12 protein-coding genes and 1 pseudogene are annotated in these 14,716 nt (G+C 61.4%); 9 read left to right on the top strand and 4 right to left on the bottom strand.

Annotated elements, in window-relative coordinates:
• Positions 1 to 317: 317 nt before the first annotated feature.
• Positions 318 to 1,478: an FAD-dependent monooxygenase gene (locus LPA45_RS32575; RefSeq protein ID WP_317925253.1), complete on the bottom strand. Its 1,161-nt coding sequence runs from the start codon at positions 1,476 to 1,478 to the stop codon at positions 318 to 320.
• Between the two features lie 285 nt (positions 1,479 to 1,763).
• Between LPA45_RS32575 and LPA45_RS32570 the strand changes: the two genes are divergently transcribed.
• From LPA45_RS32570 to LPA45_RS32550, 5 genes are all read left to right on the top strand, one after another.
• Positions 1,764 to 2,516 (top strand): Asp/Glu racemase, encoded by a 753-nt coding sequence (locus LPA45_RS32570; RefSeq protein ID WP_116317435.1) that lies wholly within the window; start codon positions 1,764 to 1,766, stop codon positions 2,514 to 2,516.
• A gap of 11 nt (positions 2,517 to 2,527) precedes the next feature.
• Positions 2,528 to 3,358 (top strand): alpha/beta fold hydrolase, encoded by an 831-nt coding sequence (locus LPA45_RS32565; protein WP_367395125.1) that lies wholly within the window; start codon positions 2,528 to 2,530, stop codon positions 3,356 to 3,358.
• Positions 3,359 to 3,383: 25 nt separating this feature from the next.
• On the top strand, positions 3,384 to 4,472 hold the full coding sequence (locus tag LPA45_RS32560) for a 2,5-dihydroxypyridine 5,6-dioxygenase (RefSeq protein ID WP_317925497.1): 1,089 nt from the start codon (positions 3,384 to 3,386) through the stop codon (positions 4,470 to 4,472).
• On the top strand, positions 4,465 to 5,106 hold the full coding sequence (locus tag LPA45_RS32555) for an N-carbamoylsarcosine amidohydrolase (protein ID WP_317925499.1): 642 nt from the start codon (positions 4,465 to 4,467) through the stop codon (positions 5,104 to 5,106). Before LPA45_RS32560 ends, LPA45_RS32555 begins: the two co-directional genes overlap by 8 nt.
• 145 nt (positions 5,107 to 5,251) lie before the next feature.
• Positions 5,252 to 5,815, top strand: a complete 564-nt coding sequence (locus tag LPA45_RS32550) for a glutathione S-transferase N-terminal domain-containing protein (protein ID WP_317925500.1) — start codon at positions 5,252 to 5,254, stop codon at positions 5,813 to 5,815.
• A gap of 180 nt (positions 5,816 to 5,995) precedes the next feature.
• On the opposite strand, the pseudogene LPA45_RS32545 reads toward LPA45_RS32550, so the two are convergent.
• Positions 5,996 to 6,245, bottom strand: a pseudogene (locus LPA45_RS32545) (acetyl-CoA C-acyltransferase); the annotation flags it as partial.
• Between the two features lie 842 nt (positions 6,246 to 7,087).
• Between LPA45_RS32545 and LPA45_RS32540 the strand changes: the two are divergent.
• Positions 7,088 to 7,789, top strand: a complete 702-nt coding sequence (locus tag LPA45_RS32540) for a hypothetical protein (RefSeq protein ID WP_317925501.1) — start codon at positions 7,088 to 7,090, stop codon at positions 7,787 to 7,789.
• Between the two features lie 551 nt (positions 7,790 to 8,340).
• Here LPA45_RS32540 and LPA45_RS32535 read toward each other — a convergent pair.
• Both LPA45_RS32535 and LPA45_RS32530 read right to left on the bottom strand, forming a co-directional pair.
• A complete protein-coding gene (locus LPA45_RS32535) occupies positions 8,341 to 9,546 on the bottom strand; it encodes an IS91 family transposase (protein ID WP_317925502.1) in 1,206 nt (401 codons plus the stop codon).
• Positions 9,547 to 9,554: 8 nt separating this feature from the next.
• The gene (locus tag LPA45_RS32530) at positions 9,555 to 10,424 is read right to left on the bottom strand and encodes a site-specific integrase (protein ID WP_317925503.1); all 870 of its coding nucleotides are present in this window, start codon (positions 10,422 to 10,424) and stop codon (positions 9,555 to 9,557) included.
• 135 nt (positions 10,425 to 10,559) lie between these two features.
• On the opposite strand from LPA45_RS32530, the gene LPA45_RS32525 reads away from it, so the two are divergent.
• From LPA45_RS32525 to LPA45_RS32515, 3 genes are read left to right on the top strand one after another with little or no spacing between them, the layout of a single operon-like run.
• On the top strand, positions 10,560 to 11,807 hold the full coding sequence (locus LPA45_RS32525) for a site-specific integrase (protein WP_116324036.1): 1,248 nt from the start codon (positions 10,560 to 10,562) through the stop codon (positions 11,805 to 11,807).
• A complete protein-coding gene (locus LPA45_RS32520; RefSeq protein WP_116324037.1) occupies positions 11,804 to 13,183 on the top strand; it encodes a tyrosine-type recombinase/integrase in 1,380 nt (459 codons plus the stop codon). Before LPA45_RS32525 ends, LPA45_RS32520 begins: the two co-directional genes overlap by 4 nt.
• A complete protein-coding gene (locus tag LPA45_RS32515) occupies positions 13,174 to 14,178 on the top strand; it encodes a tyrosine-type recombinase/integrase (protein WP_116324038.1) in 1,005 nt (334 codons plus the stop codon). The genes LPA45_RS32520 and LPA45_RS32515 overlap by 10 nt, the downstream gene beginning before the upstream one ends.
• Positions 14,179 to 14,716: the final 538 nt, after the last annotated feature.

Raw genomic sequence — 14,716 nt, 5'->3', positions numbered from 1 at the left:
GCGTAAGACGGAATGCTTCTCTAGATAAAGACGACGCGCGATTATGAAATCATCGCTGCTGGTCGCAACGGTCGCTAACTCGTTTCAGGGGCTGACATGGCGCGCATGTGCGGGACGGCATGTTGCCCGGATGCCGGGAAGGGTTCATCGCCACATTTTTGCGAGTCGCAGCCATACCTGAGGCTGTTGCAGTCGGGTTTTCCGTCGGATGTCGTGCAGCAGCTTGCCAGGGAAGGGCGTCGATTGAGAGCGGCAAGTTGCACACGCCGCGCCCCTGCGTACGGGAGGCTGCGCGGCGTGCAGGCTCAGGTCGAGAATCAGGCGGCCGCGGACAGCGTCCCGGTCCCGGCCGACACCAGCGGCACGTTGAACACATCGTAGCCGAAACACCAGTCCGGGTTCTCGTTGCTGCGCAGCCACGTGTTGTTGTGCGAAACCAGCTGGACCTTGCCGGCGCGCTCGGCGCGGTTGGCTTCGTACAGCGCAAACGCGGCGGCGTAGTCATCCAGCCCGGTCTCGGTGAAGCAGCGCGTCAGCATGGCGGCGTCCTCGATCGCCATTGCGGCGCCCTGCGCCATGTGCGGCTTCATCGGGTGGCAGGCATCGCCCAGCAGCACCAGGCGGCCGCGGCTCCACACCGGCAGCGGGTCGCGCTCCAGCAGCGGCCATTTGGTCACTTCGACCGTGCCTTCGATCAGCGACTGCACACCTTCGTGCCAGCCGTCGAACGCGGCGCGCATCTCTTCGATGCTGCTCGGCACCCAGCTCTTGCTCATGTCCCACTCAGGCTCGGGCACGCCGGTGACGTAGTAGATCTCGTCCAGCTTGCTGGTGTCGAAGTACACCATCATGTGGCGGTCGTCGGTCCACCACTTGGTGCAGCGCTCATGCGTGAAGCCCTTGACGCGCGAGATCGGGAACACCGCGCGGTGCGCCACGTAGCCGGTGTACTTGGGCGGCTCGGCACCCAGCAGGGTTTCGCGGATGCGCGAGTTGACGCCGTCGGCGCCGATCACGATATCCGCTTCGTCCATCGTGCCGTCGGTGAAGCGCAGCTGGACCACGTCGCCCTGGTCGGTGACGCTTTCCAGCTTCTTGTTGAAGAACAGCGTGTCCGGCGCCACGGCGTCGGTCAGCAGCTTGTGGAAATCGCCGCGGTGCACGGTCAGGTAGCTGGCGCCGTAGTGCCGCTCCGCGTAGTCGCCCAGCGGGATCTGCGCGATCACCTCGCCGGTCAGGCCATCGCGGCTGTACCAGTAGTCGGGGTGGCAGCCCATGTCGTTGAGCGCGTCCTCGATGCCGATGCGCCGCATGATCTTCATCACGTTGGGCCCCACGTGGATGCCCGCTCCCAGGCGCGAGAACGCCGGTGCCTGTTCATACAGCCTGACTTGGAAGCCGGCTCGCTGCAGCAGGGCGGCCGCGGCCGTTCCTCCGAGTCCGGCGCCGACAACTGCGATTCGCGGTTTGCCTTGCACGTTATTTCTCCTGGGGGCAATGACACATGGGTCGATGGGGGCTTGGTCGACCTATCTGGTCGACCGTTGATAACGAGTGTACACACTCTAAATATCAACGACAAGACAGAAATTTATAAACCGATGGAAAGCCATATTTTTAGCGGCTACACTCCAATGCTTCCGCGTATTTCGGAGTATTTCTGTTTGCCTATGTATAGTGTGTGCACTACAATCGATCGCAGCATGCAAGGCCATCCGGGCAGGGCAGGCGGGTAGACAGACAAACAGATGACGGAGTCGACAGTGCAGAAAGTTTTCCGAATCGGCCAGATCGTGCCGAGCTCCAACACCACGATGGAAACCGAGATCCCGGCGATGCTGGCCGCGCGCCAGCTGGTGCGGCCGGAGCGCTTTACCTTCCACTCAAGCCGCATGCGGATGAAGAAGGTGGTCAAGGAGGAACTGGCGGCCATGGATGCCGAATCCGACCGTTGCGCGGTGGAGCTGAGCGACGCCCGTGTCGACGTACTCGGCTACGCCTGCCTGGTGGCGATCATGGCGATGGGCCACGGCTACCACCGCGTTTCCGAGCAGCGCCTGCAGGCGCACACCGCCGAGAACGGCGGCGACGCCCCTGTGATCACCAGCGCCGGCGCGCTGGTCGATGCGCTCAAGGTGATGGGCGCCAAGCGCATTGCCGTGGTGGCGCCGTACATGAAGCCGCTGACCGAGCTGGTGGTCGACTACATCCGCAATGAAGGCTATGAAGTCGTGGACTACCGCGCGCTGGAGATCCCCGACAACCTCGACGTCGGCCGCCACGACCCGTCGCGCCTGCCGGAGATCGTTGCGCAGATGAATTTCGCCGATGCCGACGTCATCGTGCTGTCTGCCTGCGTGCAGATGCCGTCGCTGCCGGCGGTGGCCAAGGTCGAGGCGATGACCGGCAAGCCGGTGGTCACCGCCGCCATCGCCACCACCTATGCGCTGCTCAAGCGCCTCGGCCTGGAGCCGGTGGTGCCGGGCGCGGGCGCGCTGCTGTCCGGCGCCTACTGAAGGAGCCGGCCATGACGACCAGCACCTTCCTCTACGGCGGCAACGTCCATGCCAACGGCATTCGCCAGCACTACCTGCGCTATGGCGGCCAGGATGGCGCACGCGCGCAGCGCGACACCGTGATCATCGTGCCCGGCATCACCAGCCCGGCGGTCACGTGGGGCTTCGTCGGCGAGCAGTTCGGACGGCAGTTCGATACCTATGTGCTCGACGTGCGCGGCCGCGGCTTGTCGCAGGCCGGCGCGGAACTGGACTACAGCCTCGAAGCGCAGGCTGCTGACGTGATCGCGTTTGCCGAGGCGCTTGGGCTGCAACGCTATGCCATCGTCGGCCATTCGATGGGCGCGCGCATCGGCATCCGCGCCGCGCGTGGCAAGCCTGCGGGCCTGACGCGGCTGGTGCTGGTCGATCCGCCGGTCTCTGGCCCGGGCCGCCGTGCGTATCCCGCGCAACTGCCGTGGTACATCGATTCGATCCGGCTGGCACGGCAGGGCATCGACGCCGAAGGCATGCGCCGCTTCTGCCCCACGTGGACCGAGGATCAGCTGCGCCTGCGCGCGCAATGGCTGCATACCTGCGACGAGCGCGCAATCCTGGCCAGCTTCAACGGCTTCCACGAAGACGATATCCACGCCGACCTGCCGCAGGTCGAGGTGCCGGCCCTGCTGATGACCGCGGGCCGCGGCGACGTGATCCGCGAGGAAGACGTGCAGGAGATGCGCAAGCTGTTGCCCGCGCTGCTGGTCGCACATGTCGCCAATGCCGGCCACATGATCCCGTGGGACGACGAATCCGGTTTCTATCGCGCCTTCGGCGACTTCCTCGGCGCGGCGCTGAACTGACCGCTGAACTGATAATGGAGCGAACATGCCCGTAAGCGATTACGACCTGACGGCGGCGTGGAAGCAGGTGCTGACGCTGTCGAAGCTGCAGCCGGGGCAGACCGTCACCGTGCTGACCGGCGCGGCCACGCACCCGCAGACGCTGCGCACGGCAATGGTGGCGGCGCAGGCTATGGGCGCCATCGTCAACCGGCTCGACCTGCCGCCGGTCAATGGCGAGAAGGCGCTCAGCCGCGATGCGCTGGCCTATCTCGGCACCACGCCGCTGACCGGCAACCCGGCAGCGATTGCCGCGTTGAAAGCAAGCGACCTGGTGCTGGACCTGATGACGCTGCTGTTCTCGCCCGAGCAGCACGAGATCCTGTCCGGCGGCACAAAAATCCTGCTGGCGGTGGAGCCACCCGAAGTGCTGGCGCGGCTGGTGCCGACCGAGGCCGATCGCGCCCGCGTCAAGGCTGCCACCGAGCGGCTGGGCCGCGCGCGCGAGATGCATATCGTGTCCGACGCCGGCATGGACCTGCGCTGCCGCCTGGGCGAGTTCCCGGCAATCAGCGAGTACGGCTTTGTCGACGAGCCCGGCCGCTGGGACCATTGGCCGAGCGGCTTCGTGCTGACCTGGCCGGACGAAGGCGGCACCAACGGCACCATTGTCCTGGACCGCGGCGACATCCTGCTGCCGATGAAGTCCTATCTGCAGGCGCCGATCCACATCACGGTAGAAGCGGGCTACGTTCGCCGAATCGAGGGCGGTGTCGATGCCGAACTGCTGGCCGACTACATGGCCTCGTTCAACGACCCCGAAGCGTATGCGATGTCGCATATCGGCTGGGGCCTGCAGCCGCGCGCCAGCTGGTCGGCGCTGGCGATGTACGACCGCGAGGCCACCATCGGCATGGACGCGCGCGCGTATGAAGGCAACTTCCTGTGCTCGTTCGGCCCCAACAACGAAGCAGGCGGCAGCCGCACCACCGCCTGCCATATCGATATCCCGGTGCGCCACTGCACGGTCAGCCTCGATGGCGAGCCGGTGGTGGTGCGCGGCAAGGTGATGGACGGGCACCATGCTCCGGCCGCATCGCTCTACAAGGCAGACAAGGACTCGCGCCATGGATGATGCAGTGCAGACCTACCAGCGCCAGGGCTTCGGCGCGTCGATGGAACTCAAGGCGCCGTATGGCCTGCTGATCATCGACTTCGTCAACGGCTTTGCCGACCCGGCGGTATTCGGCGGCGGCAATATCCCCGAAGCCATCCGCAACACGCAGCCGCTGCTGCGCGCCGCGCGCGAGCGGGGCTGGCCGGTGGCGCACAGCCGCATCGTGTTCGCCGACGACGACAGCGACCACAACATCTTCACGCTGAAGGTGCCCGGCATGCTGACGCTGAAAGAAGACGGCCACAACAGCCAGATCGTGCCCGAGCTGGCGCCCGCTCGAGGTGAGCTGGTGGTGCGCAAGACGGTGCCGTCGGCTTTCTTCGGCACCTCGCTGGCGGCGTGGCTGACGCAGCGCGGCGTGCAGACGCTGCTGGTGGCCGGCTGCGTCACCAGCGGCTGCGTGCGCGCCAGCGTGGTCGATGCGATGTCGCTGGGTTTCCGCCCGTTGGTGGTGTCCGATTGCGTGGGCGACCGCGCCATCGGCCCGCACGATGCCAACCTGTTCGACATGGCACAGAAGTACGCGACCGTGCTCACGCGCGACGAAGCGCTGGCGCAAATGGCGGGTGAGGGCGCCCGCGCCGCCGCCTGAGCGCCGATGGTGCGCCGGCGCCGCGTCTCAGCCGGCCGCCGCCCGCCCAATCCGTGCGCTCCTGCGAGGCCGGTGAGGCCGTTAAACGTTATGCACCCTAAGCGCTCTGGATAGGGCGGGTCTGGGTCGCCCATACCTTAACCTGATGATTCGATTCTTTGTTAGAGAGGCCTCGCCATGCTGCTACAAGGTCCGTTTACTTCTTAGCATGCTGAGCTTGCGCTATGAAAGCGTAACCGTCGATGCAATGGATCCATGTCCCGTGCCGACAACTCCCTTTGTGCCGTTCGAGAAGCAGCCATTGATCGAAGATGAAGCGCTGCGCTTACACAATGCTGAGGCGATTCTTACCTACTTAGCACGCAAATACGACAGATTCGGTACTTGGCTTCCCGATGATGCACGGGCAACAGGGTTAATTGCACAGTGGCTTTCATTCGCTAGTGGCGAACTAACAAGGTTGGGCAATAGTACGTCGAGATCCGAAGAGGCAGCGCTTCATTTCCTGAATGAACATCTGACGAACCGGAAGTGGCTGGAACTCGATCGCCCTACCATTGCGGACGTATCGTGTTACCCATCGGTAGCACACGCGCAAGCCGCCGGATTTGACTTGACGCCCGTTCCGTTCGTACTGGAGTGGCTTGAGCGATTCAGGTCCATGCCGGGCTTCGTGACAGATTGTACGTCTGGTTCAAGGGTGTCATAGATAGGTGGCATTTATTGCCCTGGTCGTCTACGTAGCGACGCTTACCTCCTCCATGCGTTGCAAGCAGTCCGACGACCTGCACATGGGCAAATCGATTAAGCAGCTTGTCCTTCAGGAAGGCGCGACCCTCGTCGCGGAAGGCCACTCCGTGAGGTGCGGATGGGAAATCCGTTGTCTTCCTCAATAAATTTCGGGCAACCCCGCTGCACCCATGCCGCGCGCGCGATGCACATCGTAACCACGCCCCACTTCGCATTTTGGCGGCGGCCTTCCAGCGGGATGTGTCCCGCCAGGCGCGCACCCGCCATGCCGAAGGAATGGCCGATCGAGATGGCGCCGCCGTTGACATTGAGGCGCTCGCCGGGGAGCCCAGCTTGCGCCGGCAGTACAGCGCTTGGGAGGTGAAGGCCTCGTTGAGCTCCCACAGGTCGCTTCTCCCCCGCAATTCCCGCTCACGCTGGGTCTGTGTTCTGCTGTTCATCCCGAGTTGCGTCACTTCACCGGCAAGAGGTGATGGGGCTGGGCAGGGCACCGAGCTGGGAGTGTTTCAGCGGCAATTGCGGGTTTAGGAGACCGCGCCAAATCAGGCCGCGAGGCGGCAAGGCTGTAGCGCCTGAGATCTCTGCGTCCGTGCCCACCCGAGCGTGGATCTTTCCCTGGCCTGGGCAGTGTGAGGGAAGCCACGACGCAATTCCTGCCACATCCGGGCTACCGGAGCTCGAAGGGCGTTGCGGCTAGCGGCGCGCAGCGAGTGCACCCAGACGGCCGTGGAGCATAGGCGGTGGTGTTCCCCTGGTTCTGCAGGTTGATGGCCAGCGCCGTCAGTTGGGTTTCGGCGCCAGGCTTCTTGATCATCAGCGTGAACGGGTCGAGTACCATCACTGCGCAGAAAACTACCAATTTTCGGGGATAGTGGCCCACCCAGATCATCGTGTATTCTGGAATTAATATCGGTGCGCTTGCCACGAGGCATTGTGCTTCAAGCACGGTACGAAGATGTATGGTGTATTCGCAGAGATTGTCACGGCCTACTCTCATGGCACCCATCAGAGCACCAAAAGCGGCACTCTTAAACGCCGGCAACCAAGTCATAAGGATCTACGCATGCCTCTATGTGCTACCTGCGGCGAGTTCACTCCAATGGGAATGGTGCACGTTTGCACTGGCATCCGCATCCCCCGACTCAGGCCTTCCCCTCCACCTCCTCCTCCCTGGTTCCAACCGCCCCGCGCTCCTCAAACTCTCCCTCAACACCCTCCTCAGCTGTCGAACGTGCTTCAGGGACTCAAATCGAAAGCGAGAGAAAATCGCGGGCGGATTGAGATAGATATAACGGTGTTCTTCCGAGATGGAACACCTCCAGAATCCGTGCTCATGCATACGGCGTATAACAAGCACCTCGTGGAGTCGTATCAAACGAACGATAGGTACACGCCGCAAGCTGCCCCGCAGAATACCGTGTGCAGAATGTCTTTAAAAGATTTCAAGGCAGCGTTCGAGCGTTATGCCGATCATTTAATCAAGACGATGAGAGTAATCGGAGCAGAAATGCGACCGAATACGATCATCTATACCGATCGCTCCGGCGTTTACTTCACTAGCGATTGCGCGATCGCTGGAATGGACATTCATTGCTTCCCTTGCCTGCCGCCGGGCGTACAGTCGAACATTGTTTTTGATCTCAACTCACAGGAATTCGGCGACATGGTGAAGGTCCTTCGACTTCTTTACCATGCGGGCGACCGGTTTTATAACGCGAACAACATGGTGACCGCAGGCGGAAGTGACCTCGTTAGCAAGCTTGGCGATGCGAGGAATGCACTACAACGCGTAGGAGCTGCCTCGTGGTTCTTGAGGATGTTTTCCGAGGTCGAACGAGCGTCACTGGAGATGAAGTTGAGGACACAGCAGAGAGAGCACAATACGAACAGGGCGCATGTCGGTGCGCTGTTGAATAGGAAATCCTTCAAGTAGGGCGGATCTATATGAACGCGTCCCGTTTGGGGTCATCGTACTTTTCATGAAGAAAATGGCGGTACCAGGCCGACCAGCCTGGAGCAAGGCTTCGCGGCGCAATGCATCACACGCCGCGGGAGTTTTTGCAAGCTCTTGATTGCCTACGACCAAGATACGCCCTTATGCTCTGCTTTATGCTCTGCAGCGCATAAAGCAGAGGGTTTTTTGGTTGGCGGTCGCGGCCGCGAGCATATGAACAGCACCCCGGGAAGGCACCCCGCGACCGGTGACTAAAAAACCGTTTGTGCTAAACCGCTCCACGGGCGCTGGCGTCTATGGGGATTGAATGGTCGGCGCAATGATCCGGCGGGCCCCACACGGGTAAGCCGACCAGGGGACTGCGGTGAAGTGACGGTGGCGATCGTACGATGGCAGTGCAAGCGTCGAGATGGCGAGATGAATCGGGCAGCTTCCGGAACATCGGAATGCGGCAAGGACGGGATAGCGCAAGCCCGGTCACATTGCCAGCAGGAATGAAGGGAAACGTGGTCGAGGGTAATGCCACCGGATCAGTGAACATGGTGAGGGGGCGGCGCACGCGGAAGTGCACCCGGCAGGAAGGTTTCGATGCAGACCATGTGGCCCCTACCGCAGACGGGGCAATCGCGTAGCGATCTACCAGTGAGTCGCTGGTAACGGTCACGATAGTCGTCCATGACGGGGGAAGTGTCTTCCGCTGCGGGCACAACGCCGAGCAACCGGCGGCAGGTGGCAAGCTTGGCCGCACGGTGGCAATTGGCCAGCAGGCCGTAACTGCGGATGTGCTTGAAGCCGTCGGGCAGCACGTGCAGTAGGAAGCGACGGATGAACTCGTCGGCCGCGAGCGTCATAGTCCGGCTTGCGCCCCCATGTTTGTAGTCCTTCCACTGGAAGGTCACCGCGTCGCCGTCGAAGCGCTGCAGCCGGTGATTACAGATGGCGACGCGATGGGTGTAGCGCCCCAGATAGTCGAGCACCTGCCGGGCGCCGCCGAACGGCGGCTTTGCATAGACGACCCATTCGGCCTGCGCAGTGGGTTCCAGCCATGCGGCGAATGCTCGGGCGTCATCGAGCGGCGCGAGCGGGCCGTAAAAACGCAACGCACCGGCGTCAAAGGCGCGGCGCAACTGTTCGAGGAACAGGCGCCGGTACAGCCGCGAGAGCACTCGAACGGGCAGGAAGAAGCCGGGACGGCAGGCGCTCCAGTGCTCGCCATCGAGCGCGATGCCGCCACCCGGCACGACACAGTGTACGTGGGGATGATGCTGCAGGTTCTGCCCCCAGGTATGCAGGATAGTGATGAAGCCGATTTCGGCGCCCAGGTGCTTGGGATCGGCGGCGATCATGCGCAGTGTTTCGGCACTGGTGCGAAACAGCAGGTCGTAGAGCGCGCGTTTGTTCTGGTAGGCGAGTGCTGCGATGGGCTCGGGGACAGTAAAGACGACATGGAAGTATTCGACCTCCGGAAGCAGTTCCGCCTGGCGGTCTTCAAGCCACTGGGCGCGGGCAAGTGACTGGCACTTCGGGCAGGCGCGATGCCGGCACGAGTTATAGGTGATCCGCTGGTGAGCGCAGGCGTCGCACCGCTCGACATGGCCACCGAGGGCCGCGGTGCGGCATAGCTCGATCGCACTCATCGCGCGCCGTTGCGCACGACTGAGCCCGTCGGCGTGCATCTGCCGGTACTGCTGGCCGCAGTGGCGGAAGATATCCGCCACCTCGAGTGGCGCGCGCATGCCTGCGTTCAGAAGTATGCGGGCGCAGGCGCGGCGGGCGGGATGGGCTCGGGGTGCGGCAGCAGATCGAAGGGACTGGTGGTCGCGCACACGGTGCTCGTCGCCAGTTTCAAGTAGCGCGCAGTCGTCGAAAGACTGCGATGACCCATCAGCAGCTGGATCCGGCGCACGTCAGCACCGCTCTCCAACAGGTGAGTGGCAAACGCATGCCGCAGCGAATGCGGCGTGATGGGTTTCTGAATACCGCTGCGCCGGCGAGCGATGCGACACGCCAGCGCGACTGCGGACCGGCTGATCGGTTGCCCGGGAATGTCGCCCGGAAACAGCCACTCCCTGGGGTGGGCGTCGTGCCAGTACAGTCTCAGAATCTCCAGCAGCCGCGGTGACAGCATCACGTAGCGATCCTTACGATTCTTCCCCTGATTCACACGAATGACCATGCGCTGACTGTCGATATCAGTGACCTTCAGATGCACGGCTTCCGACACCCGCAGACCAGCGGCGTACGCGGTCATCAGGATGGTGCGCTGCTTGAGACTGGCGATCGACTCGAAGAAGGTCGTGGTCTCCTCCAGGCTCAGGATGACTGGTAGCCTGACTGGTTTCTTCGGCAACGGAAAGTCCTCATCGCTCCAGGGCCGCTTGAGCGTGACGCGGTAGAGGAACCGCAGCGCGCCAATGGCTGGACAGAGACTGCTGGGCGCAAGCTTGCGCTCTTCACGAAGATAGACGAGCCAGGCACGGATCTCTTCAGGGCCGAGTAGATCAGGGGAGCGACGAAAGTGTCGGGCAAAACTGGCAACCTGCAGCAGATAGGACTTCTGCGTGTTGTCGGCGAGGTTGCGGATTAATCGCCAGCTGACGATTAATCCGCTAATGCGGAGAAGTCTGTAATGTGAAGGAGAGGCAATCGGACCCCGCGGGGCGGACGCTTGTAGCCGGTTCGCTTCGCATAACAATTGCAAGAATGAAGAATGCGCGATCCTTGGTGATGCCCCCCCAAGGAGGTGCATATGTTACCGACGACATCATTGCCGGAATCTCTCGCCCGGCTCGAAACTCATCTGCGCGAGGAACGTTACTCCGATGAGGCGTGTAAGCGCAGCCTGCATGTTGCCCTGCGATTCCTCACCTACACGCGCCAGCGCCAAATCGAGGTCGAACAGATTCAGCCCGTTCACGTGACCGCGTACCTGAACTACCAGCTACGCCGGTTCCGGCGGCGGAACGGACGTAGCCCACAGAATCTTGAGGCATGGCGCAACTGGCATCTCAGCGGTATTCAGATGTTGTTGCGTCTGGTGCAAGGCCGCTGGCCTCCGGCTCCAATACCTGCAAGCGCGCGCGAGGCATTTCATAAGCAACTTTGCGATTCATACGTCAGCTGGCTCGTGACGACGCGTGATTTGGCGAGCACAACGCTATCCACGCGTCAACGCATCGTCCTACATTTCCTCGAATCATTGGACGGAGGAGGAACCAAGGCGCTGCTTGCGCAGATCACGCTGGCTGATATCGACCGCTATGTGCAGTCCCAAGCGTCGCATTTAGGACGGGGCGCCATCAAGAATATGGTGAACGCGTTGCGTAGCTTCCTGCGCTACCTGCATCAGAACGGCTGGGTTGTTCGAGATCTTGCCCCTGATTTGATCAGTCCTCGAATCTATGCTGACGAGGCCATTCCCTCGGCGCTACGCACCAGAGAAGTTGAGTTGCTCCTCGAATCCGCGCAGCAGGATCGCAGCCCGAAGGGATTGCGCGACTATGCGATCCTGCTGATGCTTTGCACCTATGGACTGCGCGCAAGCGAAGTGGCGAGGCTCCGCCTGGAGGAACTGGATTGGAGAGGGGAACGCATTCGTATTCGCCATACCAAGACCCGATCGGAATCCATGCTGCCCTTGCTGCGCACTGTCGGGGAAGCCATCCTGGATTACTTGCGCAATGGTCGTCCCCAGACCACTGCCCGCGAGATTTTCATCCGGACTGCGGCTCCGCACCGGTCCTTGCAAGGTAGTGGGGTGTATCACGTTGTTGTTGATCGTCTCCGTAACGCGGGTGTCCCCATCGCACGTAATCAGGGACCTCATGCATTACGACACGCGTGCGCGGTCAGCCTGCTGGGCACGCAATCTCCACTCAAGACTATCGCTGATGTCCTGGGCCATCGCTCATTGTCGTCCACGAGGCAGTACCTCAAACTGTCCGTGAACGAATTGCGCGAGGTGGGGCTGGACGTTCCGACGGGGAGCGAATCATGAACAGTTGGCCCGACGCCCAATGCGACCTGTATCGCGTCTTTGTCAAGCAACTACGATTGCGAAGCACCTCGGCACGCAACAGTTACCACTATGTCCTTGCTGGGTTCCAGCGGTGCGCTCTCGCGTATTCAGGCACGCAACCTCCTTCTCGCGCGACTATCGTGCACTGGCTTAAGACGAGGGCCACGCTATTACCGCAACGTGTGCTCTTCGGCCACGCCCGGCTGGTGGATCGCTTTCTCGACTGGCTGGTCGCGAATAGGCGCCTTGAGCGCAATCCTTTGTCGGAGTTGCGTGGCGCTTACAGCCCACGCGGCACTACGCCAGTGGTTCGCGCGTTGCTCAGTCAAGATCCCGATGCCGCCTTGGAGGCACTTCGACCGCTGCCCCTCTTTGCAAGTCACCTGGGCCCTCTAATGCGGGAGCACATAGCGATGATGCACTCACTGGGATTTCGCTATCACACAGTGCAAAGCCGGTTGGCCCGGTTCGATCGCTTTCTACAAACTCGGCCCGATCTTGAGGCGGAACCCCTCGCAGTGCTCGTTAGAGAGTGGGCCAACTCCCCTTCGACGCCCCGACATGCGATGGAATGCGCTGAGACTGGCCGTGTTCTCGCTAAAGCCATGCAGCGCAAAGGCGTACCCGTGGCCATTCCGCGGTCGCCTCGGGACCTGCGTGGTGTGGTCAAGCGGAACCAGCGACGACCTTATATCTATACACCAGACGAGGTCGCGCAACTGCTTAAGGTTGCAAGCGTCTTTCCGTCTCCGCGAGCACCCCTGCGGCCCATCGCCCTGTACACAATGATCGTGCTTGCCTACTGTGCCGGCCTTCGGCTCGGAGAGATCGTCCGTCTGAAGGTGCAAGACATTGATGTGGAGGCCGCAACCATCTCAGTGCGCGACACGAAGTTTTACAAGGCGCGTCTGTTGCCGGTCACGATGACGGTCATGAGAGCACTAGGCGCTTATCTCCAGGCCCGCTTGGCAGCAGGCGCTCCCGCTGATAGTGCCTCTGCCCTGTTCTGGAACGCGCAAACGTCCCGAGCCTACTCCCAGATCAGGATCAGCAAGCTGTTGGTCCAGGTCATCCGGGACGCTGGCCTGAAGCCCTTGCCCGGCTATGTGGGTCCCCGTGTTCATGATCTTCGACATGCCATGGCGGTAAATCGGATGATCGCTTGGTATCGGAATGGGATCAACCCCCAGGTTCAGTTGCCTTACCTGGCGTCATATCTTGGGCACGTCAGTATCCAGTCGACCCTCGTCTATCTCACCTCGACGCAAGAGTTGCTGCAGCAAGCATCCGAACGGTTTGAGGCCTTCGGCGCGCGCAACCTCAGCGATCCGGTTGGAGGTCAATCATGCGAATGAACGCATCGTTTGTTCAATTGCTACATGCTTTCTTCGAGAACTGGCTCGTGCAGCAGCGCAACGTCTCAGTCCACACTGTATTATCTTATCGAGACACTTGGCGTCTGTTTTTACGTTTTACCTCTGAGCGCCAGAGGTGTCAGATCGAAAGCCTAAGCATGGCGCAGATCACCGCTAGCGAGGTACTTGCTTTTCTCCAGCATAACGAAGATGAGCGCCATGTTTCAATTGGCACACGCAACTGCCGTCTCGCAGCGCTAAAGAGTTTTTTCCGTTTTGTGGAAACGCAAGAGCCGTCGGCACTGGCCCAATGTGCGCAGGTGCTTGCCATTCCAAGCAAGCGCATGCAGCGACGGGTGATCTGCTATCTGGAGTCAGACGAAGTGGCGGCCATTTTGGCTCAGCCCGACCGCAGCACCATTGAGGGGCAGCGCGATCACGCTCTACTCTCATTTCTTTACAATACGGGCGCGCGTATCCAGGAGGCTTTGGATCTTTGTCCACGGGACATCCGTTTCGAGGCGCCTTTCCAGGTGCGGCTGCTGGGCAAGGGCAGGAAAGAAAGGACCTGTCCGTTGTGGCCGCAAACAGTCACGCTGCTCCAAGCCCTATTAAGACGCCAACCGCACGCTCCAGATGAGCGCCTCTTCGTCAATCGCTACGGATCGCCACTGAGCGCTTCGGGTGTCCGATTCAAACTGCGGCAGTACGTCCAGGCAGCGTGTCAGCAGGTGCCCTCGTTATCGTCAAAACGCGTTACGCCACACGTATGGCGCCACACGACGGGCGTCCATCTTGTGGCTTCTCACGTTGACGTCACGGTCATTCGAAGTTGGCTTGGACATGCGAGTCTGGATATGACCAATCAGTATGCTCAAGCAAACATGCAAACAATGCGTGAGGCACTTCAACAGTTCGACGTACCCTCCGCGGTTGGGCATCGCCCTCGCTGGAAGCGGTCCGCCACGCTTTTGGATTGGCTTGATTCGCTTTGAGACGCCATCTCGTAATGTGAAGGAAAGAGGCAACACAGCGTAGCTGCGACAATGCTTATCGGCGTTTCCTTCACATTACAAACTTCTCCGCATTAGCGGATCTGCATGTCGTGCAGCATGCGTTCGCGCAGCGGTGTCATGACGGACCTCCTGGAAACAGTGGATGGAATGCCCCGTCGGGCACCTCCATGCTGCTCCCAGCCGCCTGGTCCTCCATTCCCTGGGCCCGGCACCAGATATCCGCTCTCACAAAACGCCAGGCACTGGCCTCCGCTTCCCTCCCACTACCGCGTCAGCGGTTTAGTACAATTTCGAATCTTGGTCAGCGGCCGATAGGAGCCGGATGAATCGAGAGGTTCATGTCCGGATCTGTGAGGGCGTGAGGGTGCGATTCCCTTGCGCTACTCGACTTACCGGGATAGCTGCCCCCAAGTCGTTGGCGACACGATTTTCTTGGTGGGTGAGCGACCGGAAGTGGCCGGCAAGCGCCAGATCGACCCGACGTGAGGCCTCGGCGAGATTGCAGAAGGCCGGTCCG

The sequence above is a fragment of the Cupriavidus sp. Agwp_2 genome (genome assembly GCF_040784895.1).
Classification (GTDB): Bacteria; Pseudomonadota; Gammaproteobacteria; order Burkholderiales; family Burkholderiaceae; genus Cupriavidus.
Note: the sequence above shows the minus strand (reverse complement) of the source record. Positions and strands in the feature narration are given on the sequence as shown.